The following is a 21,637-nucleotide window of genomic DNA, read 5'->3' as shown; positions in this document are numbered from 1 at the left end:
CCGGAGACCACTCCCGGAACGACCCCGGCCCGGGTCCGCCTCCGCCTCGGCCAAATCCCCGAGCACCCAGCGACTCCACCGTCTCGGCCGGCACGGGTGAACGGCTCCCCCGAGCCGGCTTCGGCGGCGATGGCAGGATGCTTGCGATAGATGTCATCGCGGTCAGGGTGCGAAAGATGCCGGTTGATCGCGCGGAGCGGGAGGAGGCCGATGGGCCCGAGGAACCACCGTGTCGCCGTGCTCGTGCTGGAGGGCGCGAAGCCGCTCGACGTCGGCATCCCCGCGCAGGTGTTCTCGAACCGGCCGAGCATGCCGTACGAGGTGCGGGTGTGCGGTGCCACGCCGGGGCTGGTGACCGGCGGCGACGGCCTTTCCTATCACGTGGCCGAGGGCCTGGAGGCCTTCGAGCAGGCCGACACCGTCTTCATCCCCGGCTACCGGGAGCCGGCGACCACCGAACCTCCGGCGGCGGTGGTCGGCGCCCTGATCGCCGCCCACGAGCGCGGCTCCAGGCTCGCGGCCATCTCGACGGGAGCGTTCGCGCTGGCGGCGACGGGCCTGCTCGACGGCAGGCGCGCGACGACCCACTGGCACTACACGAAGGCTCTCGCCGACAAGCATCCGCTCGTGCGGGTGGACGAGAACGTGCTCTTCGTGGACGAGGGCAACGTGCTGACATCGGCGGGCGCGGCGTCCGGCATCGACCTTTGCCTGCACCTCGTGCGGCGCGACCACGGAGTCGGGCTCTCCAACCACGTGGCGCGACGGCTGGTGGCGGCGCCCTACCGCAGCGGGGGGCAGGCGCAGTACGTGCCCCGGAGTGTGCCCGAGCCGCTCGGCGACCTGTTCGCGAGCACCCGCGAGTGGGCCCTGGCCCACCTGTCCGAACGGCTGACCCTCGAGACGCTCGCCCGCCACGCGCGGGTGTCGGCGCGCACCTTCTCGCGGCGGTTCGTGGAGGACACCGGCTACACGCCGATGCAGTGGGTGCTCCGGGCGCGGGTGGACCTGGCGCGCGAACTGCTCGAACGCACCGATCTGAACGTGGAGCAGATCGCCGACCGGGTCGGCCTGGGCACCGGCGCGAACCTGCGCCTGCACTTCCAGCGCATTCTCGGCACCTCTCCCACCGAGTATCGCCACACCTTCTCCGCCTGAGCTCCCCGGGACGCCTCGCGTACGCATGCATCGCCAGGGGTGGCGAGATCCTTGCGACCCATGGCGAAAGTTCTGGCAAGATCCTTGCGCCCAGTGTCGTTCAAGCCACTGTCGGCGCGGCCGCAGAGTGCCGATCATGGAGTGCGGAACGAAAGGAATCTCCATGACCCGCATCGCCGTCAACGGATTCGGCCGCATCGGACGTAACACCCTCCGCGCCCTGCTGGAGCGTGACAGCGACCTCGACGTGGTCGCCGTCAACGACCTCACCGCTCCCGAGGCCCTCGCCCACCTGCTCAAGTACGACAGCTCGCTCGGCCGTCTCGGTCACTCGGTCGAGGTCGACGGGACCGATCTCGTGATCGGCGGACGCCGCATCGCGGTGCTCGCCGAACGCGAGCCCGCCAAGCTGCCGTGGGCCGAGCTCGGCGTCGACGTCGTGCTCGAATCCACCGGCCGGTTCACCAAGGCGGACGCCGCCCGCGCGCACATCGACGCCGGCGCCGGGCGGGTGCTGGTGAGCGCCCCCTCCGACGGCGCCGACGTCACGATCGCCTACGGCGTGAACACCGAGGCCTACGACCCCGCCCGGCATGTGATCGTGTCGAACGCGTCGTGCACCACGAACGCGCTGGCTCCGCTGGCGTCCGTACTGGACGACCTGGCCGGCATCGAGCACGGCTTCATGACCACGGTGCACGCCTACACGCAGGAGCAGAACCTGCAGGACGGCCCGCACCGCGACCTGCGCCGCGCCCGCGCCGCCGGCGTGAACATCGTGCCCACCACCACCGGGGCCGCCAAGGCCATCGGCCTGGTGCTCCCGAACCTGGACGGCAGGCTGTCGGGCGACTCGATCCGCGTGCCGGTCCCGGTGGGTTCGCTCGTGGAGCTGAACACCACCGTCTCACGCGAGGTCACCCGCGACGAGGTGCTCGCGGCCTACCGCGCCGCCGCCGACGGCAGGCTCAAGGGCATCCTCGATTACGCCGACGAGCCGCTGGTCTCCAGCGACATCACCGGCCAGCCGGCGTCGTCGATCTTCGACGCCGCCCTCACCCGCGTCCACGGCAGGCACGTGAAGGTGGTGGCCTGGTACGACAACGAGTGGGGCTTCTCGAACCGCGTCGTCGACACGCTCGAGCTGCTCGCACGCGGCTGAGCGTCACCGGAACGCGTACGACCGACCGCCCGGGGCCGGGCCGCGACCGGCCCCGGACATCGGCGGGAGCTCGGACCTTTCCCGCCGGGCGTCTGTCACGCGGAATGCCCCTTGACGCTCCCGCGCCGGGACCCCATCATCTTCTCGAGAAGTTTCGATCAGTTATCGAAACTTTCGGCCGGGCCCTCGGCGGACGGTGGGTTCAGCAGACGCAACGCGTCGGCCGGGGACGGGCACCCGGCCGGATCGGACGCGGCGAACGAGCGTGACGCATGCCTCCCCTGCCCACGGGCCGGCAGATGGGTGCGGAGTGGACGAAGACAATCCAGCGCGCTTCGGCGTGCTGTCGAATACGCCGCCGGGGCCGCACGACGAGAACGTCGAGGGGGAAACGCGGGCACCTCGGGTGGCATTCGCCATCACCATTGTCGCGCTGTTCTGTTTCAATTTCATCGCGCTCCTAAATATTCTCGCGCTGCACCCGAGCGGGCTCGAATTATTCGCCTCCCTGGTGTTCCTGGCGATGGTTTTCACGCTGCAGACTCTGCACTCGGCCGTGGACGTGCAGCGGTGGCCGGCCCGCTACCGGGCGCTGACCGTCTCCCTCCAGGCGCTCGCCACCTATCTGCCGTTCCTGTGGCTCGGCAAGGTGTGGGGCGGGATGGCCGGTTTCCTGGCGGGATCGATCCTGCTCGCGGCGGGGGGCGGGTGGCGGTGGGCGCTCCTCGCCGGCGTGATCGTCAGTGTGATGCTGCCGCCCCTGCTGGCGGGCATGACGGTGGAGGACACCGCCTATCTGACCGTGTCCACGGTGCTGACCGGCCTGGTCGTCTACGGGCTGCGCCGTCTGGCGGCCCTGGTCGCCGAGGTGCACGCCACCCGGGGCGAGCTGGCCCGCCTGGCGGTGACGCGGGAACGACTGCGGGTCGCACGCGACCTGCACGACCTGCTCGGCTACAACCTTTCCGCGATCACGCTCAAGGCCGAGCTGGTGTACCGGCTGCTGCCGGCCAACCCGGATCGCGCCCGGGAGGAGGTCGCCGACCTGCTCGGCACGGCCCGCCAGGCCCTGTCCGACGTGCGCCTGGTGGCCAGCGGCTACCGGGACATGTCGCTCGCCGAGGAGGCGAACTCGGCGGTGTCGGTGCTGGCCGCGGCCGACGTGGAGACCGAGCTGTCGATAACGTGCGGCCCGCTGCCGCAGACGCATGACACGACCCTGGCCACGGTGCTGCGCGAGGCGGTCACCAACATCCTGCGCCACAGCAAGGCGCAGCACTGCGTGATCCGGGCGGCCGAGAGGGCCGGCGCGATCCGCCTGGAGATCTCCAACGACGGCGCCGACGTCGAGCCGGCCACCGGCGCCACCGGCGGGAGCGGACTGCACAATCTATCGATGCGGCTGACCGGCATCGGCGGATTCCTGTCGGCGGCCGACGGCGAGGACGGCTGGTTCCGCCTGGTCGCGGAGGCGCCGCTGCCCGCCGCGGCGCCGGCGGCGCAGCCCGTCTGATCCCGGATCACGGAATCCAGCCGGCCTCCTCGGCGATCCGGATGGCGTCCACGCGGTTGCGCGCGTTCAGCTTGGTCACGATCGTCGTCAGGTAGTTGCGCACGGTTCCCACCGACAGGTGCAGGGAGGCGGCGATCTCCCGCGCCTCGCTGCCGGTCGCGGCCAGGCGGAGCACCTCGATCTCCCGCCGGGACAGCGGATTGGCGGCGCCGTCCCAGGCGGCCAGGGCCAGCTGCGGATCGATGACCCGCCGCCCGTCCGCCACCCCGCGTACCGCCTCGGCCAGGCGTTCGGGCCGCGCGTCCTTGAGCAGGAAGCCCGCGACGTGGGCGCTCAGCGCGCGCCGCAGCGTTCCCGGACGGCCGAGGTTGGTCAGGATCAGGGTGCGGCAGGACGGCAGTTCCCGGGAGAGGATCTCGGCGGCGGTCAGACCGTCGACGTACGGCAGGTCGATGTCGATGATCGCGACGTCGGGGGTGAGCCGGAGCGCGGTGGGCACGATGTCGTCACCGCGGCTCACGCTGGCCACCACGGAGAAATCGGGTTCCAGTTCGAGCAGCGCCACCAGTGCTCCCCGAACCATGTGCACGTCTTCGGCAAGGAGAATTCTCAGCGTCCGCAATCCCGTTCCGTCCCACGGAGAAGGCATAAGCAGAGCCACTTTCTATCACCGTGAAGCAGATACGTCCATTTTTCTGGTATTTCCCCCTACCATTTTCCCCAATTGTGTGGCTCAGCGACCCGGCCCCTCGTCCAGAACCCCTTCGCGCCGCCAGGCGGCCGGGTCGGCGAGGTCGTGCGGGGTACGTTCGCACAGGACGTAGTGGCGGGGCGTCATCGCGGTCGGACGGCCCGGCAGCGCCGCCATGCACCGGTCGTGCGCCTGGACGACCGACGTCACGCCGGGCGGTCCCGGTGGGTGCGCGGTCCCCTCCGCCGTGGCGGCCACGAACGCCACCAGCTCGCGGCCGTCGACGGCAGGGAAGACCCGGGCCGGGCAGGGCGCGAGCGCGTCGTCGACCAGGCGCTGCACCTCGGCCGGCTCGATGAGGCAGTGGTCCAGCAGTAGCCGGCCTCCGCCGTCTCCGATCGGCGGCAGGCCTATCAGATGACGCATCCCGGCCCGGTCGAGGTCGCCGGCCGCCGCCGCCACGATCAGCCGCTCCACGGCCCGCAGCATGGACTCGAGCTCACCTTCCGGCACCCGGCCGCTGTCCCCGGTCCACAGGTCCAGCCGGAGCGCCCGGTCGGCCTCCCACAGATCGAAGCGCACGGTCGCGGGCGTGGGCGGCATCGGCCGGGCGCGCAGCCGGGTGCGCGGCAGGGTGTCGATCAGCCGGTCGGCGGGAGGCGGCCCGGGGATGCCCGGGTCCCTGGCGTCGATGATGACGTTGTTGAAGAACGGCTCGAAGCAGAAGGCGACCCCCCTGTCCCGCTCGATGCGCCGGGCGAGCTCCATGCGCCGCGTCACGTCGTACATGCCGTGCCGGCCGGCGAGCAGTCCGCTGGTCCAGACCCGCCGCACCAGCTCGTCGAAGCCGTCCGCGTCGGCGTCCGCCAGCTGGAGCCCGGCCTGCACGAGCGTGCCCGCGTAGTTCGCCAGCCGGTCCCCGAACCGGTTGCCGACCAGGACGGTGAAGGGCCAGCGGGTGCGCCCCGTGCGCTGAGCGATCACGGCGCACGCCGCCGCCAGGACGACGTTCGACCGGCTCGCCCGGGTGCGCGCCGCCACATAGGGCAGAGCCAGGGCCGCGGCCGGCGACCACAGCTCGACCGCGACAGAGGCGCCGGGCCCGCCGGGGCGCGGAGCCGGGTACAGGCACTGCGGCAGGCGCCGCAACTGCTCCTCGAAATAACGCAGGGTGGCCTCGGCCCGCCGCCGTCCCCGAGGGGCGGCTTCGGCCCGTGCCTGATCCAGCGGCTGGTGGACGGGCGGCCCCGGACGGCGGCCCGCCGGGTCGCGAAGCATCCGGGTGAACTCACGCTTGAGCACGGCTATCGCCTGCCGGTCCACCGCCAGGTGGGAGTATCCGGCGAGCACCGCACGCACCAGACCCCCGCTCACGACGGCGGCGACCCGCAGCGGTAACTGCGTCTCCGGATCGTACGGATCGGCCCGCAGCGAGTCGCCGATCTCGTCGAACAGCTCCTGCGGATCCCGGGCGTCGTCCGGGCCGGCCTCGTAGACGTCGAGCATGAGTTCGCCGGCGGCGGCCACCCGCTGGAGGGGCTTGTCCTGCCCGGAGAAGGTGGTCCGCAGCGTTTCGTAGCGGCCGATCAGGGCGGAGAGGACCTCGACGACGTCGGCCACGGTCACCCCGCCGGGGATGTCTGCCGGGATGTCGAAGGCCCACTCGAGCGTGGCGTGCGCGAGCCCGGCCTCGTTTCCGGCCTCGCGCAGCCACGCCAGGATGTTCAACTGCCCGTGTGTGAGCGGCCCTGTCTCGGCCCGGTCGCCGCGAAAGCGCACCGGGACGCGGTGACGCGTGGCCGCCGTCGTGTCTGTGGTCATGTGTCGCTCCGTGTCAGAGAGGGATGTTTCCGTGAGCGCCCCGCCCGGGGAGCGCGTCGGCCAGGGCCCTGGCGAGGGCGCCGCGGGTCCGGGCCGGCTCGATGACCTCGTCCACCACCCCGATTCCGAGCGCCCGTTCCAGGCCGCCGGCGTCCCGTTCGTGCTCCTCGGCGAACCCTGCCGTCAGCGCGGCGCGCTCCGCCTCGGGCGCCGCCGCCAGCTCGCGGCGGCGCAGGACGCGCACGGCGGCCGTGGCGTTCATCACCGCGATCCGCGTGGCCGGCCAGGCGAAGACGCGGGTCGCGCCGAGCGATCGGGAGTTCATCGCGATGTAGGCCCCGCCGTACGCCTTGCGCGTCACCAGGGTGAGGCGGGGCACGGCCGCCGCGGCGAAGGCGTGCAGCAGCTTCGCCCCGCGGCGCACCACCCCGTCGTGCTCCTGTTGCACGCCCGGCAGGTACCCCGGCACGTCGACCAGGACGATCAGCGGGATGCCGAAGGCATCGCACATGCGGACGAACCGCGCGGACTTGTCGGCGGCGGCCGCGTCGATGCACCCGCCCAGGCGCATCGGGTTGTTGGCGACGACCCCCACCGTGCGTCCGCCGAGGCGGCCCAGGGTGGTCACCATGTTGGGTGCCCAGCGGGGGTGGAGCTCGACGCCCGGCTCGTCCAGCAGCCCCCGCACTAGCGGGTGCACGTCGTAGGCACGGCGGTCGGACTCGGGCAGCAGCGGGGAGAAGTCCACCTCCCCGACCCGCTCGGGCGCCACCGCGCCCTGGCGGCCCAGCAGGTCGGCCAGCCGGCGGGCGTGCGCGAACGCCTCCTCGTCGGTCCGGGTCACCACGTGGACCACGCCGCTGCGTCTGCTGTGCGGCTCGGGACCGCCGAGCGCGGCCATGTCGACGCTCTCCCCCGTGACGCTGCGGACCACCTCGGGGCCGGTGACGAAGATGCGACCGGCCTCCGACATGATCACGATGTCGGTCAGGGCGGGTCCGTACGCGGCTCCGCCGGCGGCCGGGCCGAGCACCACGGACACCTGGGGCACCACCCCGGAGGCCCTGGTCATGGCCGCGAAGACCCGCCCGACCCCGTGCAGCGACGCGACGCCTTCGGTCAGCCGGGCCCCGCCGGAGTGCCACAGGCCGATGATCGGCGCGCGTTGCCGTAGGGCCAGCTCGTAGGCCGCCACGATGCGGTCGCAGCCCGCGGCGCCCATGGCGCCGCCCTGCGTCCGGGCATCGGTGCAGAACGCCACGACCGGCAGGCCGTGCACGAGCCCGGTGGCGGCCAGCACACCGCTCCGGCCGGGCGGGCCGAGCGGGCGGGCCGAGCCGGGGTCGAGCAGCGCGGCCAGGCGTGCCGAGGGGTCTTCGGGATCGGCGTCCGCCACCGGAGGCGGGGGGATCGCCACGGTCATCTCGATCGTCATGACGGCATTCCTCTCTGTCGCGAAGCCTCACGCGCGGCCGGCCAGCAGCGGGCCGGCGTCTGTCTCGACGACCACCGGATCGCGGGCGCCGACGACCGCCAGCGCCGCCGCGTAGCCCTCTCCCGGGTCGAGGTCGCGGAGGGCGAACCGGGAGGTCAGCTCGGGCCGGCCCGCCCAGTCGAGCAGCCGGGGCGGCTCGTCCGGGGCAGAGACGGTGAGCGCGCGCATGGCCACGCGCAACCCGTCTCCGGTCGCCTTGAGCAGTGCCTCCTTGCGGGTCCAGTAGCGGGTGAAGCCGTGGCCGTCCTCCCCCAGCCGCCGCAACTGGGCCACCTCGGGCCGGGCGAGCACCCGGGCCGCCATCGCCCGGATCGGACGGTCGAGGGCGACCCGCTCGACGTCGACGCCGACCTGCGGGACGTCCGCCACGGCCAGGACGACCTTGCCCGCGGAGTGGGAGACCGACAGGCCGATGCCGGTGCCGCGAAGGCAGGGCTTGCCGTGCGGTCGCGGGCAGTCGGGACAGGTGCGGTCGATATCCACGCGGTCGGGCGCGGTCCCCAGCCGGGCGCCCGCGACCAGGCGGGTCAGCGCCACCCCCACCACGAACCTGGCCCGGTCCCGGCCGCGCCGCAACCCGTCGAGCCGGGCCCGTTCCGGCGGGGACAGCAGCCGCTCCAGGTGGGCGGGCGCCACGTCGGGGACGCCGGCCCACCACACTTCGCAGACGGCCGGGCAGGTGCTGGTCAACGGAGTCTCCTTCCGGTCGCGCGCGGGCTCAGGCCGGGGCCCCGGTGAGCTCGGGGACGTGCTCGGCCAGCGCCCGCTTGTCGGTCTTGCCGTTTCCGTTGAGCGGGAGAGCGCCGAGGGTGAGGCACCTGGCCGGCACCTTGTACGGCTCCAGCTCCCCCCGCAGCAGGCGCAGGACCTCGTGCGGGGGCAGGTCGGTGGCGGCCACCAGCACCGCATCGGGGCGACCGGCGGCGGGCGGCAGCACGGCCGCGGCCCGCACTCCCGGCACCCGCTGCGCGGCCGTCTCCACTTCGGTGGCGCTGACCCGGAAGCCGCGCTCCTTGTAGACGTCGTCGCGGCGGCCGGCGAAGTAGAGGTAGCCGTCCGCGTCGAGCCGGCCGTAGTCGCCGGTGCGCAGCTCCGGGAAGAGGCCCTCGGCCCTGAGGAAACGCGCCTCGGTCAGTCCGGGCCGCCGCCAGTATCCGGCCATCACGTTGGGCCCGCGGACGACGATCTCCCCGATCTCCCCCGCTGGCAGGCGGCGGCCGTCGTCGCCGACGACGAAGACCTCCGTGCCGGGCAGCGGCAGACCGCACGCGCCCGGCCGGCGCAGATCCTCGTCCGGCGGCATGATCGTGGCCCTCTTGCACTCGGTGAGCCCGAACATCAGCTGAACGCGCATCCCGGGGATGTGCCGCCGCAGGGTCGCCAGGACCTCCACGTTCATGGCGGCGCCGGTGTTGGTGAGGAGCCGGAGCGCCGGCGGCCGCCCGCCGAGCCGGTCCAGCAGCAGGGCCAGGTTCTGGGCCAGCGAGGGCACAGCCGGCAGCACCGTGGCCCCGCTCTCGCACAGATCCCGGGCGAGGCTGCCGCCGGCCTGCGCGGCCGAGCGGAGCTGCACGTGGGCCCCGCCCAGGGCGGCGAGCAGGAGCTGGTAGAGCCCGTAGTCGAAGGCGAGCGGCAGCGCGCAGAAGACGACGTCACCCGGCCGGTACGCCAGCCTGGCCTGGATGGCCCGCGCGGCGTAGACCATCTGCGCGTGCGTGGAGACCACGGCCTTGGGCATGCCGGTGCTGCCGGAGGTGTAGATGAGGCAGACCGGGTCCACCGGGAGCGGGGGCTCCGCCGGGTCGGCCGGAGGGCCGGGGACGGCCGCCGCCTCGGCGATCTCGCCGGGGGTGGCCACGGCGACGCCGCGGGCCTTCGCCTGGGCGAGCGCGGCCTCGTCGCCGGTCACCAGCAGGCGCGGCTCGGCGTCGGACAGCACGTGGGCCAGACCGGCGCCGCGCACCTGCTCGTGCAGGATCACGAAGGCCGCGCCGATCCGGGCGCACGCGTACAGGATGGGCGGCGTGACCGGGGACGGCGGCAGCAGGACGACGACCCGGTCGCCCCGCCGCACGCCCCGCTCCAGCAGCAGACGGCCGACGCCATGGCTGGCGGCTTCCAGTTCCGAATAGCTCAGGGTGCGGCCGCCGCAGGAAATCGCCGGCGACGGGCCGAACCGGCTCGCGGCCTCGTCGAGCAGACCGTGCAGAAGGTCGATCATGGGGAACTCCCTAGTCTCCGAGGTCGCCTGCCTGCAGGACGACCGCACCGAATGTCGCGCCCAGGCCGACCGCGGCCAGCACGTAGCGGTCTCCGGGCTTCAACCGGCCGGCGGCTTTCAGCGCCGCGAGGTTCACCAGCGGGTCGCCGGCCTGGAGGTGGCCGATCCGTGGCAGGGCGTCCAGGTAGACGCGCTCCATCGGAAGCCCGAGGCCCTTGGCCACGCTTTTCCAGGACAGGCGGTTCACGTTGTGCGGCACCACCATGGCGACGTCGTCCAGGTCCAGTCCCGCGGAGCCGACCGCGGTGCGGATGACCTCGCAGAAGACCGGAGCGTAGGTCTGGTGGTACTCGCGCTCGTCGTCGGGCCCGAGTCCGACACCCCGGTAGAACCTGCCCCGGGTCACGAAGTGCGAGCCCAGCACCGTGTCGCCGATGGGGTGGTCGTCCCGGCGGCCCAGCAGAGCGGCGGCGGCCCCGTCGCCGATCAGGGCGATGCCGGGGATGTGCCGTAACAGCTCGGTGAAGCCGCACTCGCCGGTGACGACCAGCGCGCGGGCGGCCGGTGGCTCGCCGGCCAGCAGCGTCGCCGCGAGGTCGAGCGCGAAAAGTCCCGAGGCGCAGTTCTGCTGGCTGACCGAGAAGACCGAGGCCCGGTGGAGGCCCAGCGTCCGGCGCAGCCGGTCGGCCAGGTTGACGCCGAGCGGCGCGACCTGCTGGGTGGTGTGCGCGTACAGCAGATAGCGGACGGTTTGCGGGTCGACGCCCGCGAGGGTGGCGCGGGTGGCTTCGAGCAGCATGTCCGGCAACCGCGCGCCGTCCGCCACGCGCACGCTGGAGAAGCCCAGGAAGCGGGTGTACATCTTCATCCGCTGCTCGGCGAGGCCGGTGTACGCGCGCAGCGCGGGCCCCGACAGCTCGGTGCCGGGCAGGCAGGCGCGCACCCGTTCCAGGACGGCGCCGCGACCGCAGAGTGCCGGACGAACGACGCCGTCTCGTCCCGGGTGTTCGCCCGATGGCGGGGTGCCGGCGGGCCTCGCGAAGGCGCTCACCGCGCCACCCGCTGCCGCGCCAGGCAGGCCAGCTCCTTGCGGTCGGTCTTGCCGTTGCTGTTCAGGGGGAACTCGGCGACGTGCTCCAGATAGCGGGGAACCAGCGAGTCGGGGAAGATCCCCCGCATCGCGCGGACCAGCGTGGCGCGGGGCGTGGCCTGCCCGGTGTAGAAGGTGTAGAGCTCGCAGGCGCCGTCGACCTCCACCACGACCGTGGCCGACTCCGCCACGCCGGGGCAGCGCCGCATCCCCCAGTCGATCTCGGCCAGCTCCACTCGCTGCCCGTGGATCTTCACCTGGCTGTCCTGGCGGCCGAGGAAGCCCAGTTCGCCATCGGGCAGCCGGCGGACCCGGTCACCGGTCCTGTACCAGCGCCGCCCGCCGTACTCCAGGAAGCGCCCGGTGTCGTCGGCGGGGTCGAGGTAGCCGGGGAACATCTGCGGGCCGGTCACGCACAGCTCGCCCTCGATCGCCGGCCGGTCGTGCTCGTCGCAGATCAGGTGGGCCATGCCCTCGTGCACCGCGCCGATGGACAGGAAACCGTTGACGGCCAGGCCGGGTGAGATGTCGGGCTCGTACCGGTGCACGCTGCAGGAGATGGTCAGCTCGGTGGGGCCGTAGAGGTTCTCCAGCGTCGACTTGGGGGCGGCGGCCAGCCAGGCGTCCGCGTCGGCCAGGGTGAGCGGCTCGCCGCAGAACAGGCTCCACCGCAGCGAGGGGAACGCCTCGGGGCGCAGGTGGCCGAGCCTGCGGACCGCGGCGATGGTGCTCGGAGTGGAGAACCAGACGGTCAGGCCGTGTCTGGCGACGAACTCGGGCAGGTCGAAGAAGGCCTGCTGCGGCGTGCTCACCACCGAGGCGCCCGCCCCCCACGCCGCGAACAGGTCGAACACCGCCAGATCGAAGGTCAGGTCGAAGGTCTGGGAGAAGACGTCGGCGGTGGTGAAGCCGTACCGCGCGTGCACGGCCCGCAGGTAGTGGTCGACGTTGCCGTGGGTGACCGGCACCCCCTTCGGGCGCCCGGTGGAGCCGGAGGTGAACAGGATGTAGGCGACGTCGCCGGGCGTCGCGGGCCGGGGAACGGCCAGGGCGAGGGCCGGGTCGGGGCGAAGCGCGGTGCCGCGATCCGCCGACGGCTGGAGCACCGGCAGACCGGCCGGTAAGGCGCCCGCGAGCTCCGCGGCCACCCGCGCCCCCTGGGCGTCCGCGATGATCGCGTCCGGCCGGGCCGCGTCCAGCATGCGCTGCGTGCGCTCGGCCGGGAAACGGGGGTTGAGCGGCACGGCGGTCGCCCCGGCGTACAGCGCGGCCAGCATGCCGGCGTAGGCCTCGACACTCCGGGTGGCGAGGATGCCGACCCGGTCCAGCCGGCCGCCCGACTCGGCCAGCATCGTGCCTGCCCAGGTGAGGGCCAGTTCGTGGAGTTCGCCGAAGGTGAGGCGGCGACGGTCCACGACGAGCGCCGGGTTGCCGGCCCCCAGCTCCAGGCCCCAGGAGAAACGGTCGTGCAGGGTGTGAGATGGCTGTGCTGACATGATCACTCGCTCCCGGAGAACCTGAGGACCGCCATCGCGGCGACCCCCGTCTCGTCGAAGGCCGCGACCAGGGCGGACCGCCCGGCCAGCCCGGGATCGCGGCGGCGCAGGGTGAGGACGTCGGCGAGTTGCACCGCGGCGAGCGCGCTGTAGCAGTCGCCCGCGATGCTCTCGGCGTCGCGCCAGCGCACGGCCGGATCGGGGAACAGGCCGGCCAGGCCCCGCCGCCGGTCGGCGTCGGCGTGCGGATCGCCGGTGCCCGACAGCGACACCACGGCGACCTCCTCGGCGGGCACCCCCGCCGCCGCCAGGGCGGCCCGGCCGAGCCGGTGGCTCGCGGCCCGGTCATCGGGGTCCCCGAATGTCTGGACCGTCACCGCGAGCAGCTCCGCCCAGGATCGCCGGCCGGGCCGGGCCGCGGCGGCCCGCTCGAGGACGAGCATCGCGGCCGCCTCGCCCAGGGGCGTGTCGTCCCCCCGGGGCCGCCCCCGGACGGCCGTCCACGCGTTCTCCGGAGTGAACTCCTCCACCGCCCCCACCAGGAGGGCATCCGCGTGGCCGGCCCGCAGCGTCAGCTGGGCGTGCCGCATGGCCAGCAGCCCGCTCACCCTGCCGCCGGAGACGGTGGTGTTGATCGCCTTGGCGCCCATCCTGATGGCGGCATGGCCGGCGGCGCAGTTGATCACCGTGTTCGGGAACTTGATCGGATTGACCATGTGCGGCCGCTCGTTGACGAAGCTGTCCCGGATGAACTCCGCCGTGCCCGCCACGCTGCCGCAACTGGTGCCGAGCGTGACTCCGACGCGTTCGGCCATCGGCTCGATCCGCAGGTCCGCGTCGGCCGCCGCCTCGTCGCAGGCCATCAGCGTGAGCGCGGTCGTCCGGTCGATGAACCTGGCCGTCCCGCGGCCGAGCCGGTTCACCGGGTCGAGCCCCGGGTCCACGAAGGCCCGGGTGACCGGGAGCGGGACCGCCGCCTCGGGGCGGCAACCGGCCGGGCCGGCGCCGGCGGGGCCGACCTGGCCCCAGCCGGTGATGAGCAAGGTGTCAGGCATCGCCCCTCCCGAGGATGACGACGGCGTTGTTGCCGCCGAACGCGAACCCGTTGTTCTGCACGATCGACAGGTCGGCGGGCCGGGCCTGGTTCGGCACCGGGTCGATGCCGGCGAGCTGCGGGTCCGGCGTGACGTGGTTGATCGTCGGCGGCAGGAACCCGTGGGTCATCGCCAGTGCGCAGGCCATCGCGCCGAAGCCGCTGGCCGCGCCCATGCTGTGCCCGAGGGCCGACTTGATCGAGCTGACCGGAGGCGGATCGTCGCCGAAGACCTCCAGGATCGCCAGCGCCTCGGTCAGGTCGTTGGTGGGCGTGCCGGTGCCGTGCGCGCACACGTAATCGATCTGGTCGGCGCGCACGCCGGCGTTGCGGTGCGCCAGCCGGAAGCAGCGGGCGATGCTGTTCCGGTCGGGCGCGACCATGTGCGAGGCGTCGCAGGTGGCGCCGTACCCGAGGACCTCGCCGTAGATCCGGGCCCCACGGGCTCGTGCGTGGTCCATGCGCTCCAGCACCAGCATGGCTCCGCCCTCCGCGGTGAGGATGCCCGCCCTGTCCCGGTCGAACGGGCTGCACCGCTCTTCGGCCAGCGCGCCCAGGCGCAGGAACCCGGCATGTGTGGAGCGCGCCACCGAGTCGGCGCCGCCGGCGAACGCGATGTCGGCCTCCCCCTGCCGGATCAGGTCGAAGGCGAAGCCGATGGCGTAGTTGGCGGCGGCGCAGGCGGTGGCGATGGTGGCCGCCTCGCCGGTCAGGCCCAGCTCGTGGTTGACCGCCGCCGAGAGGCGGCCGGCCGGCAGCAGCCGGGCGTCGTGGGGGTCGGTCGCCGGGTATCCGTCCAGCGCCCACGTCCTGGCGAGGTTCACGTCGATGACCGCCTCGCCCGAGGTGGTGCCGACCGCGGCCGCGGTCCGCGCCGCGGCCAGGGTGGCCGGATCCAGGCCGGCGTCCTGAACCGCCAGGCGGGCCGCCGCGGCGGCGAGCTGGCTGCTGCGTCCCCACTCCGCGGGGTCCAGCCGGTGCAGTATCGCATCGGGGTGGAAGTCCTCCACTTCACCCGCCATGACACGCGGGAACCCCGTCGTGTCGAAGCTCTTGATCCGTGAAGTGCCGGACTTGCCGTTGCGCAGCGCGTCCAGGAAATCGCCGACGCCGATTCCGATGTTGGACACCGGCCCGAGACCGGTGATCGCGACACGAGTGGACACGTGTCACCAGCCGGCCTTCTCGGCGACCACCCGGTAGGTGGCGCTCAGGTCGTTCAGCCGGGTCAGGTCCTCCTGTCCCAGCTCGACGCCGAACCGCTGCTCCAGCCGGGCGGCGAGTTCGATGAGCAGGAACGAGTCGGCGGACAGATCGTCGGCGAACGACGTCGCCCGCTCGACCTCCTCGGGTGTGGCCTCAAGCAGGTCGGCGACCATCGTGGCGATCTGGGTCAGCCGCTCGTCGACAGGGGCCGTGGTCTTCATGGATGTCTCCTTCATTGGTGGGTTGCGCGGTGGGCTGATGTGGGGGGCTGATGTGCGGTGGTGGGCTACAGGTGCAGGCCGCCGTCGACGGGGAAGATCGCCCCCGTGACGTACGCGGCGCGGTCGGACACCAGGAACGAAACGGCGTCCGCGACGTTCTGAGCGGTGCCGAACCGGCCGAGGAGGATGCCCTGCTCGGCCCGCTGCCGCTCCTTGCCGGCCAGGCCGGCGACCATGTCGGATTCGATGTATCCGGGGGCGACCACGTTGGCGCGCACGCCGAACGAGGCCACCTCCTTGGCCAGGGCGAGGGTGAATCCGTTGATCCCCGCCTTGGACGCGGCGTAGTTGGTCTGCCCGGCGTTGCCGACCAGGCCGGACACCGAGGAGATGTTGACCAGCACTCCGGCCCGGCGCTTCATCAGCCGGTACACGACGCTCCTGGTCAGGTGGTAGGCGCCGTCGAGGTTGGTACGCAACACGCTGGTCCAGTCGTCTTCCTTCATGACCGCCAGCGCCCGGTCCCTGGTGATGCCCGCACAGTTGACGACCGCGTACGCGGGCCCGATCCGCCGCTCCGCCTCGCCGACGAACGCCTCGACCTCCCCGGCGTCGGCCACGTCGACCCGGTCGGCGAACACCTCGGCGCCCAGGTCGGCGGCCTGCCGCGCCACCTCCCCGGCCGCATCGGCGGCGCTGTGGTAGCAGAAGGCGACGTCGTACCCGTCCGCCGCCAGTTGCAGGACGATGGCCCTGCCCAGGCCACGGGAACCGCCGGTGACGATCGCGCAGCGCCTGTCAGCCATTTCCCTGCCCCTTTCCGCCGCGCATGAGCAGCATCGCGAGCGGCGCCCCGAGGACGAGTCCCGCCACGTTGGCGACCGCCATGGTCTGGTAGAGGGGCGCAGGCCCGGCCGCGGCCGAGACGAGCGCCCAGCCGGCGACGAGCACGGCCACGGCCCACAGGAGGTTCCCGGCCAGGGCCGCGAGCCCGTGCCCCGTCTCCTCCAGAACCGCCGCGCCGGTGAGCGTGCACCCCATGCACGCCCAGGTGGGGGCGATCACGGCGAGGACGTTCCGCGCCTCGCCGGCCACCGCCGGATCCGCCGCCACGGTGGTCATCAGCACGTCGCCCCCGAGCACGACGGCCAGGACGATCAGGACATAACCCGCGGCGGCCACCCGCATCCCGAGCCACAGCACCCGCCGGGCCAGCTCCGGCCGGCCGGCCCCCCGCGCCTGGTTCATGGCGATCGCGACGGCGGAGCCGAAGCCGATCCCCGGCACCACGATCAACGTCTGCAGCGTGTACGCCAGGCTGAAGCCCGCGACCGTCTGCGGCCCGAACGGGGCCAGCATGCGCACGTAGCCGAGGTTGAGCGCGAACAGCACCAGATAGGAGACGGCCACGGGAGCGCCGATCCGGACGAACATCCGGCCCACCGCCGGTTGCCACCAGCCGTGCCCGGCCGCCGGGCGGACGCCCCGCCTGCGGGTCAGCAGCACGCCGAGGACGCACTGGACGATCCCGGCCGCGGCCACGGCGACGGGCACCGCCATGATCCCCCAGCCGGCCACGGAACTCAGCAGGTACACCCCGGCGACTTCGACCACGAGATAGGTGAGGCTGACGGCCGACCCCTGCCCGGTCGCCCCCGTCCCGCGCAGCGCCGCGGCCAGCACCTCCCCGATCAGGGGGAACAGCATGACCAGCGCCATCGCCCGGACGAAGGCGCGGAAGGCGGGCTCGTCGGCGGCGCCCATCCCGACCAGGCCGGCGACCTGCGCGCTCCCGGCCACCAGCAGGGCGCCGAGGGCGGCGTACGCGGCGAGGCCGCCGTAGAGGAATCCGGTGAGGAACCGTCCGGCGCCCGCCGGGTCACCCGCACCGGTCCTCACCGCGGCGGCGACCTGCGCGGACACCGACAGGCCCGCCATGACCGCGGTGTAGACGAGGCTGATCGGCACGTAGACCGACCGCAGGTAGAGGTCGTCGCCGCCCGCCCGCGCCAGGATCGCCAGCACGACGAAGCTCCCGGCCAGGGTGGCCGCCATGGCGCCCGCCATGGGCAGCCCCAGACGCAGCAGCCCCAGGGCCGAGGGCCTGCCGTCGACGATTCCGGCCGTCGCCGTCGCGCTCATGCGGCCGCCTCCCGGCGCCTGAGGTGGTCGCGGGCCACCTGGAGCCGCTGGACGTTGCCGGTGCCCTCCATGAACTCGAAGGCCGACGCGTCGCGCCACCACTTCTCCAGGAGCGGATGCTCCGGCAGCGCGCCGCGGCCGAGCAGCCGCGGCAGCCGGGTGGTCATCCGCTTCGCGAGCCGGACCCCCTCGATCTTGGCGGCGGCGGCCAGACCGGGGCGGTCCGGGCCGGCGTCGACCGCGGCGGCGGTCCGGTACACCATCGCCCGTACGGCGGCGATCTCGGCCTGGGCCGTCTCCAGCTCCGCCCGCTCCCACCGGGTCCAGCCGGTGCGGGCCGCGCGGACGTAGTCGCACACCGCCATGGAGGTCCCGACCGCCATGGCCGCGATCTGGGTGCGCATGTCGCTGAACACCCGGATGGCGCCCCACATGCCGCGCCGGGTCGGCGGCAGGTGCGAGCCGAGCAGCTGCCGCTCGGCGACCGGCACGCCGGTGAGCTCGATCTCGCTCAGGCGGGCGCCGCGTAACCCGATCATGGGCAGCGCCCTGGCCGACCACCCGGTGGCGGGGCTTTCGACGAGCATGGCGCGGATGGCGAGGGGCCCCTTGCCGGTGCGGGCGAAGACCACGCCGACGTCGCCGCGGGTGCCGTTGCCGATGTACCGTTTGACCCCCACCAGCCCGTGGTCCGGGACCAAAGTCGTGCTCATCCGGGTCGCGTCGCTGCCCACGTCCGGTTCGGTTATGGCGCAGAAGGTCCAGGTGCGGCCGTCGGCGATCCGCTGGAAGAACCGCTCCTGCTGTTCTGAGTCGCCGAGCAGGTGCATCACCACCCCGGCGAGCGCGGGCCCGGGCAGGGCGAGGACGCCGGCGGCGTCGCCGTACGCCAGCTCGATCAGCCCGATCACCACGAGCAGGCAGGAGCCGCCCTCCAGAGCCCGGCCGCCGAGGCGGATCGGGTCGGGGTTGACGGCGGACGGCGTCGACAGCCGGCGGATCAGGCCGATCGCGGGCGAATCGAGGTGCACGTCCATGCCCCCGGGGTCCGCGTCGATGCGCAGGGCCCTGGCACGCAGGTCGGGGGCGACTTCGGCGGCGGCGGACCGCAGCAGCGCCAGATGTCCGTCGAGTTCCATCACCCCTCCTCCCCCGGGCACCACTCCACCCACACGTCCGCGACCAGTTCCGACACGTACAGCTCGGCGGCCGGGTGGTCGGCGAGGTAACCGGCGGCGCCGAACAACGTGGCGATCCACCAGCCGATCTCGCCGATCCTGGCGTGCAGCCGCCCTGCGGCCAGTGCGGCGGCCGGTGCGGCGGCCGGTGCTGCGGCCTGCCGGGCCATGTGCCGGCACATGTCGATGGCGGCCAGGGCGTCGGCCACCGTGCCCTGAACCAGTTGCCGCCGGATGATCGGCTCCCCGTCCGCGTGCCGCCGGGTGAGGTGCTCGACCGCCAGGTCCAGCAGTCGCCGGGCCACGCCCAGGCGGGCCGCCGCCAGCCCCGCCACCAGTTCGGCCGCCAGTTCGGGCGCCAGTTCGGGCGGGGGCCGCACGCCCGGTGCATCCGCCGGCGCGCCGGCCGGGGTCACGCTCAGCAGGTCGAAGCCGGCGGACGCGGCGAGCGGGTGCTCGATCGGCGTGAGAAGCACCCGCTCCCAGGCCGTGCCGTCCACGCGCCATCGGCGGACCCCCGCCGCCAGGCCGGCCGGCAGCGCGACGTGGCCGCGACCGGCGCACACCTCGTCCGGCGCCGGGCCGAGCAGCGCGGTCACCGCCGCCGCCAGCCCTTCGGTGCGGCCGACGTGCTCAACATGGCCGAGATCGGGGCGGGTCGCCGTGATCATGACGCCTCCTCCTCAGGGCCGGGCAGGAAGCCGGCCGCGTGGAGCCGTCCGGTGGCGGGGTCGTAGTCGGCCAGGAGCAGGGCGGCGTCCTGCCGCCGGTCGTGCCCGGCCAGCTCCAGCCAGGTCGCGGTGCACAGGTGCCGCTCCGGGGCCACCCGCACCTCGTCGCCGCCCGCGCCGAGCTCCCGCGCGCAGGACGCCAGGGTGGATCCGAGCAGCAGCACGGCCCGGTCCGCGGGCAGCTCCCGGCGTACGCGGCCCACCTCCGCCGCCAATCGCCCGGGCTCCACCGGGACCTCCCACACCGACGCGAGCGCGGGACCGTCGAGCCCGGTCCCGACCACGATCGCCGCCCCGGCGTCGCGCACGGCCGCCCCGTGCACCCTGTCGTCCCAGAACGGCAGGGTGTTCTGGTCGAACACGAAGACCGCGCCGGTCCGCGCCTGGCCGGCGGCCACCATGCGTTCGACGAGCCGCAGCGCGGTGAACGGGGCACCGACGCCCTGGTCGGACACCGAGAACGCGACGGTCCGCTCACCGCGACAGCGGTAGGCCAGGAAGCACGCGGCCGACGCGGAGAAGTCCAGGTCCGGGGTCTCGTGTGCCAGGACGACCACGTCGAGGTCGGGCAGGCCGGGCACGTCCGCCAGCAGCCGCTCCCCCATGGCGATGAAGGAGTGCAGGCCGCCGGAGGCCAGCTGGGCCGACACCTTCTCGTGGTCGATCGGCGGCAGGCCGAAGGACGCCTGGTGGTCCGCGATGACCTGGAGCCGGGCCGGCTCGAACTCGTAGGTGCCCCGTTCCGGGAACACCCGGCCGGCCGCCCGGCCCATCCGCAGCACCGGCCGATCGCTCCGCTTCCGGACGGACGCCGGGGCGTCCGCGGGGGCGAGGATCATTCTCAGCCCACCTTCTCCGTCTTCATCAGGAAGTCCGCGAGCGATCCGACGGTCTCGAACACGTCGTGTTCCAGCTCGTCGGCCTGGATCTCCACGTCGGCCAGGTCCTCGAGGACGATCAGCAGCTCGATCACGCTGGTCGAGTCGAGCGCCAGCTCGTCGAAGAGCCTGGTCTCCTCGGCCACCTCCCCCACGCTGTGGCCGAGCACCTGCTCCAGGGCGTTCTTGATGTGGTAGACGATCTTGTGACGGTCCATTGCCTGCTCTCCTCACTGTCCGTACTGGTGATGGCGCTGCTGCCGTAGCAGGTCGTGCGGGGTGTCCCGGCGCCGGACCAGCCGGGCCCGGCCCTCGTGGACGAGCACCTCCGCCGGAAACCCGTGACTCAGGAACAGGCCGGGCGAGGCGGTGGGGCCGTACGCCCCCGAGCGCTCCACGCCGAGCAGGTCGCCGGGCCGGAGGTCGGGCAGCGTGACGTTCTTGCCGAGGGTGTCGTTGGGGGTGCACAGCGGACCGGCGATGTTCCATGGGCCGGTCGCGGGACGGGACGGATCGGTCAGCGGCACGATCGGGAAGTCGCGATGGGCGAACGAGCCCACGCCGACGGCCGCCATGTGGTGGTTGGTGCCTCCGTCGACCACGGCGAAGCGCACGCCCATCGAGGACTTCACGTATCTGACCCGCACGACGTACGTGCCGGCCCGCGCGGTGAGGTACCGGCCGGACTCGAACAGGAGGCGGACCCCCGGATGCCTGGCGCGGAAGGCCGACACCACCGGTTCCAGGCCCTCGCGCAACCCCTGGAGGTCCGGGTCCGACTCGCCGTGGAAGTAGGCCACGCCGAGCCCGCCTCCCACGTCCACCGCGGACAGGTCGACGCCCGTCGCGGCGGCCACCCGTTCGGCCAGGTCCAGCGCCCGTCGCGTGTTGTCCACGACGGTCTCCGCGTCCAGGATCCGGGTGCCCAGGTAGGCATGGGTGCCGGCGACGTCCAGGTCCGGATACCGCCGGGCCAGGTCGCCGGCGGCCAGCAGCACCTCCTCGTCGATGCCGAACGGCCGCGGCTTGCCCCCCATGGTCAGCCCGGCGCCCCGGGGAGGCCGGCTCGGATTGACCCGCAGCAGCACCCGCTGCCGGATTCCGGCCGCGGCGGCGAGGCGGGCCACGTCGGCCAGCTCGTCGAGGGATTCGACGACCACCGCGTAGATCCGGGCGGCGACGCACGCCTCGATCTCCTCCTCGCTCTTGCCCGGTCCGAGGAAGATGACGTTCCCCGGCGCCACCCCGGCGGCCAGTGCGGTGTGCAGCTCCGCCAGGGACGACACCTCGGCCCTGGCACCGTGGGCGGACAGCAGGGAGACCACGCTGATGTTCGGGTTGGACTTCAGCGAGAAGAAGACCTCCACGCCTTCCGGCAGCGCGCCGCACAGCTCGGCCAGCGAGCCGGCCATGCGATCGCCGTCGTAGACGAACAACGGAGTGCCGTACTCGGCGGCCAGGAGTTCGTAGTCGATGGCCGCTCCGGCCATCGCGTCGATCCCGCCGTGGCTCTCCGGGTCGACCTCGTCGATCACGGTCAT

Annotated in this window: 20 protein-coding genes; 3 read left to right on the top strand and 17 right to left on the bottom strand. The window is 73.3% G+C overall.

The window, feature by feature from the left end:
• Positions 1-210: 210 nt before the first annotated feature.
• From ACQPZZ_RS17220 to ACQPZZ_RS17210, 3 genes are all read left to right on the top strand, one after another.
• Complete coding sequence (locus ACQPZZ_RS17220; RefSeq protein WP_432933212.1) at positions 211-1,158, top strand: GlxA family transcriptional regulator; 948 nt, start codon at positions 211-213, stop codon at positions 1,156-1,158.
• A gap of 163 nt (positions 1,159-1,321) precedes the next feature.
• Positions 1,322-2,320 (top strand): type I glyceraldehyde-3-phosphate dehydrogenase, encoded by a 999-nt coding sequence (gene gap, locus ACQPZZ_RS17215; protein ID WP_432933210.1) that lies wholly within the window; start codon positions 1,322-1,324, stop codon positions 2,318-2,320.
• A 406-nt stretch (positions 2,321-2,726) separates the two neighbouring features.
• Positions 2,727-3,833, top strand: coding sequence for a sensor histidine kinase (locus ACQPZZ_RS17210; protein ID WP_432933208.1), 1,107 nt, complete (start codon positions 2,727-2,729; stop codon positions 3,831-3,833).
• Between the two features lie 7 nt (positions 3,834-3,840).
• On the opposite strand, the gene ACQPZZ_RS17205 is transcribed toward ACQPZZ_RS17210, so the two are convergent.
• The 17 genes from ACQPZZ_RS17205 to ACQPZZ_RS17125 all read right to left on the bottom strand — a co-directional run bounded on the left by ACQPZZ_RS17205 (position 3,841) and on the right by ACQPZZ_RS17125 (position 21,637).
• Positions 3,841-4,482 carry a response regulator transcription factor gene (locus ACQPZZ_RS17205; RefSeq protein WP_363642999.1) on the bottom strand — a complete coding sequence of 214 codons (642 nt, stop codon included), beginning with the start codon at positions 4,480-4,482 and terminating at the stop codon, positions 3,841-3,843.
• A gap of 84 nt (positions 4,483-4,566) precedes the next feature.
• Positions 4,567-6,345, bottom strand: coding sequence for a condensation domain-containing protein (locus tag ACQPZZ_RS17200; protein ID WP_432933206.1), 1,779 nt, complete (start codon positions 6,343-6,345; stop codon positions 4,567-4,569).
• Positions 6,346-6,358: 13 nt separating this feature from the next.
• The gene (locus ACQPZZ_RS17195; protein WP_432933204.1) at positions 6,359-7,780 is read right to left on the bottom strand and encodes an acyl-CoA carboxylase subunit beta; all 1,422 of its coding nucleotides are present in this window, start codon (positions 7,778-7,780) and stop codon (positions 6,359-6,361) included.
• Between the two features lie 27 nt (positions 7,781-7,807).
• On the bottom strand, positions 7,808-8,530 hold the full coding sequence (locus ACQPZZ_RS17190; RefSeq protein WP_432933202.1) for a 4'-phosphopantetheinyl transferase family protein: 723 nt from the start codon (positions 8,528-8,530) through the stop codon (positions 7,808-7,810).
• 28 nt (positions 8,531-8,558) lie between these two features.
• A complete protein-coding gene (locus ACQPZZ_RS17185; RefSeq protein ID WP_432933200.1) occupies positions 8,559-10,061 on the bottom strand; it encodes a class I adenylate-forming enzyme family protein in 1,503 nt (500 codons plus the stop codon).
• 10 nt (positions 10,062-10,071) lie between these two features.
• Positions 10,072-11,112, bottom strand: a complete 1,041-nt coding sequence (locus ACQPZZ_RS17180; protein WP_432933198.1) for a 3-oxoacyl-[acyl-carrier-protein] synthase III C-terminal domain-containing protein — start codon at positions 11,110-11,112, stop codon at positions 10,072-10,074.
• Complete coding sequence (locus ACQPZZ_RS17175) at positions 11,109-12,647, bottom strand: AMP-binding protein (protein WP_432933196.1); 1,539 nt, start codon at positions 12,645-12,647, stop codon at positions 11,109-11,111. The genes ACQPZZ_RS17180 and ACQPZZ_RS17175 overlap by 4 nt, the downstream gene beginning before the upstream one ends.
• Positions 12,648-12,649: 2 nt before the next feature.
• Positions 12,650-13,702 (bottom strand): beta-ketoacyl synthase N-terminal-like domain-containing protein, encoded by a 1,053-nt coding sequence (locus ACQPZZ_RS17170; RefSeq protein WP_432933194.1) that lies wholly within the window; start codon positions 13,700-13,702, stop codon positions 12,650-12,652.
• Complete coding sequence (locus ACQPZZ_RS17165) at positions 13,695-14,906, bottom strand: beta-ketoacyl-[acyl-carrier-protein] synthase family protein (RefSeq protein WP_432933192.1); 1,212 nt, start codon at positions 14,904-14,906, stop codon at positions 13,695-13,697. The genes ACQPZZ_RS17170 and ACQPZZ_RS17165 overlap by 8 nt, the downstream gene beginning before the upstream one ends.
• 3 nt (positions 14,907-14,909) lie before the next feature.
• Complete coding sequence (locus ACQPZZ_RS17160; RefSeq protein WP_363642834.1) at positions 14,910-15,167, bottom strand: acyl carrier protein; 258 nt, start codon at positions 15,165-15,167, stop codon at positions 14,910-14,912.
• A gap of 65 nt (positions 15,168-15,232) precedes the next feature.
• A complete protein-coding gene (fabG, locus tag ACQPZZ_RS17155; protein WP_432933190.1) occupies positions 15,233-15,973 on the bottom strand; it encodes a 3-oxoacyl-ACP reductase FabG in 741 nt (246 codons plus the stop codon).
• Positions 15,966-17,309, bottom strand: a complete 1,344-nt coding sequence (locus ACQPZZ_RS17150) for an MATE family efflux transporter (protein WP_363642838.1) — start codon at positions 17,307-17,309, stop codon at positions 15,966-15,968. The genes fabG and ACQPZZ_RS17150 overlap by 8 nt, the downstream gene beginning before the upstream one ends.
• A complete protein-coding gene (locus ACQPZZ_RS17145; RefSeq protein ID WP_432933188.1) occupies positions 17,306-18,448 on the bottom strand; it encodes an acyl-CoA dehydrogenase family protein in 1,143 nt (380 codons plus the stop codon). Before ACQPZZ_RS17145 ends, ACQPZZ_RS17150 begins: the two co-directional genes overlap by 4 nt.
• Positions 18,448-19,158 (bottom strand): acyl-CoA dehydrogenase family protein, encoded by a 711-nt coding sequence (locus tag ACQPZZ_RS17140; RefSeq protein WP_432933186.1) that lies wholly within the window; start codon positions 19,156-19,158, stop codon positions 18,448-18,450. The genes ACQPZZ_RS17145 and ACQPZZ_RS17140 overlap by 1 nt, the downstream gene beginning before the upstream one ends.
• Positions 19,155-20,057, bottom strand: coding sequence for a hypothetical protein (locus tag ACQPZZ_RS17135; protein ID WP_432933184.1), 903 nt, complete (start codon positions 20,055-20,057; stop codon positions 19,155-19,157). The genes ACQPZZ_RS17140 and ACQPZZ_RS17135 overlap by 4 nt, the downstream gene beginning before the upstream one ends.
• Positions 20,058-20,059: 2 nt before the next feature.
• The gene (locus ACQPZZ_RS17130) at positions 20,060-20,314 is read right to left on the bottom strand and encodes an acyl carrier protein (RefSeq protein WP_363642846.1); all 255 of its coding nucleotides are present in this window, start codon (positions 20,312-20,314) and stop codon (positions 20,060-20,062) included.
• Positions 20,315-20,326: 12 nt separating this feature from the next.
• Complete coding sequence (locus tag ACQPZZ_RS17125) at positions 20,327-21,637, bottom strand: type III PLP-dependent enzyme (RefSeq protein WP_432933182.1); 1,311 nt, start codon at positions 21,635-21,637, stop codon at positions 20,327-20,329.

Origin of the sequence: Microbispora sp. CA-135349, from assembly GCF_050947365.1 — a bacterium.
In the GTDB taxonomy this organism is placed as follows: Bacteria; Actinomycetota; Actinomycetes; order Streptosporangiales; family Streptosporangiaceae; genus Microbispora.
The sequence above is the reverse complement of the archived record's forward strand: the minus strand, read 5'-3'. Positions and strand labels throughout refer to the sequence as shown.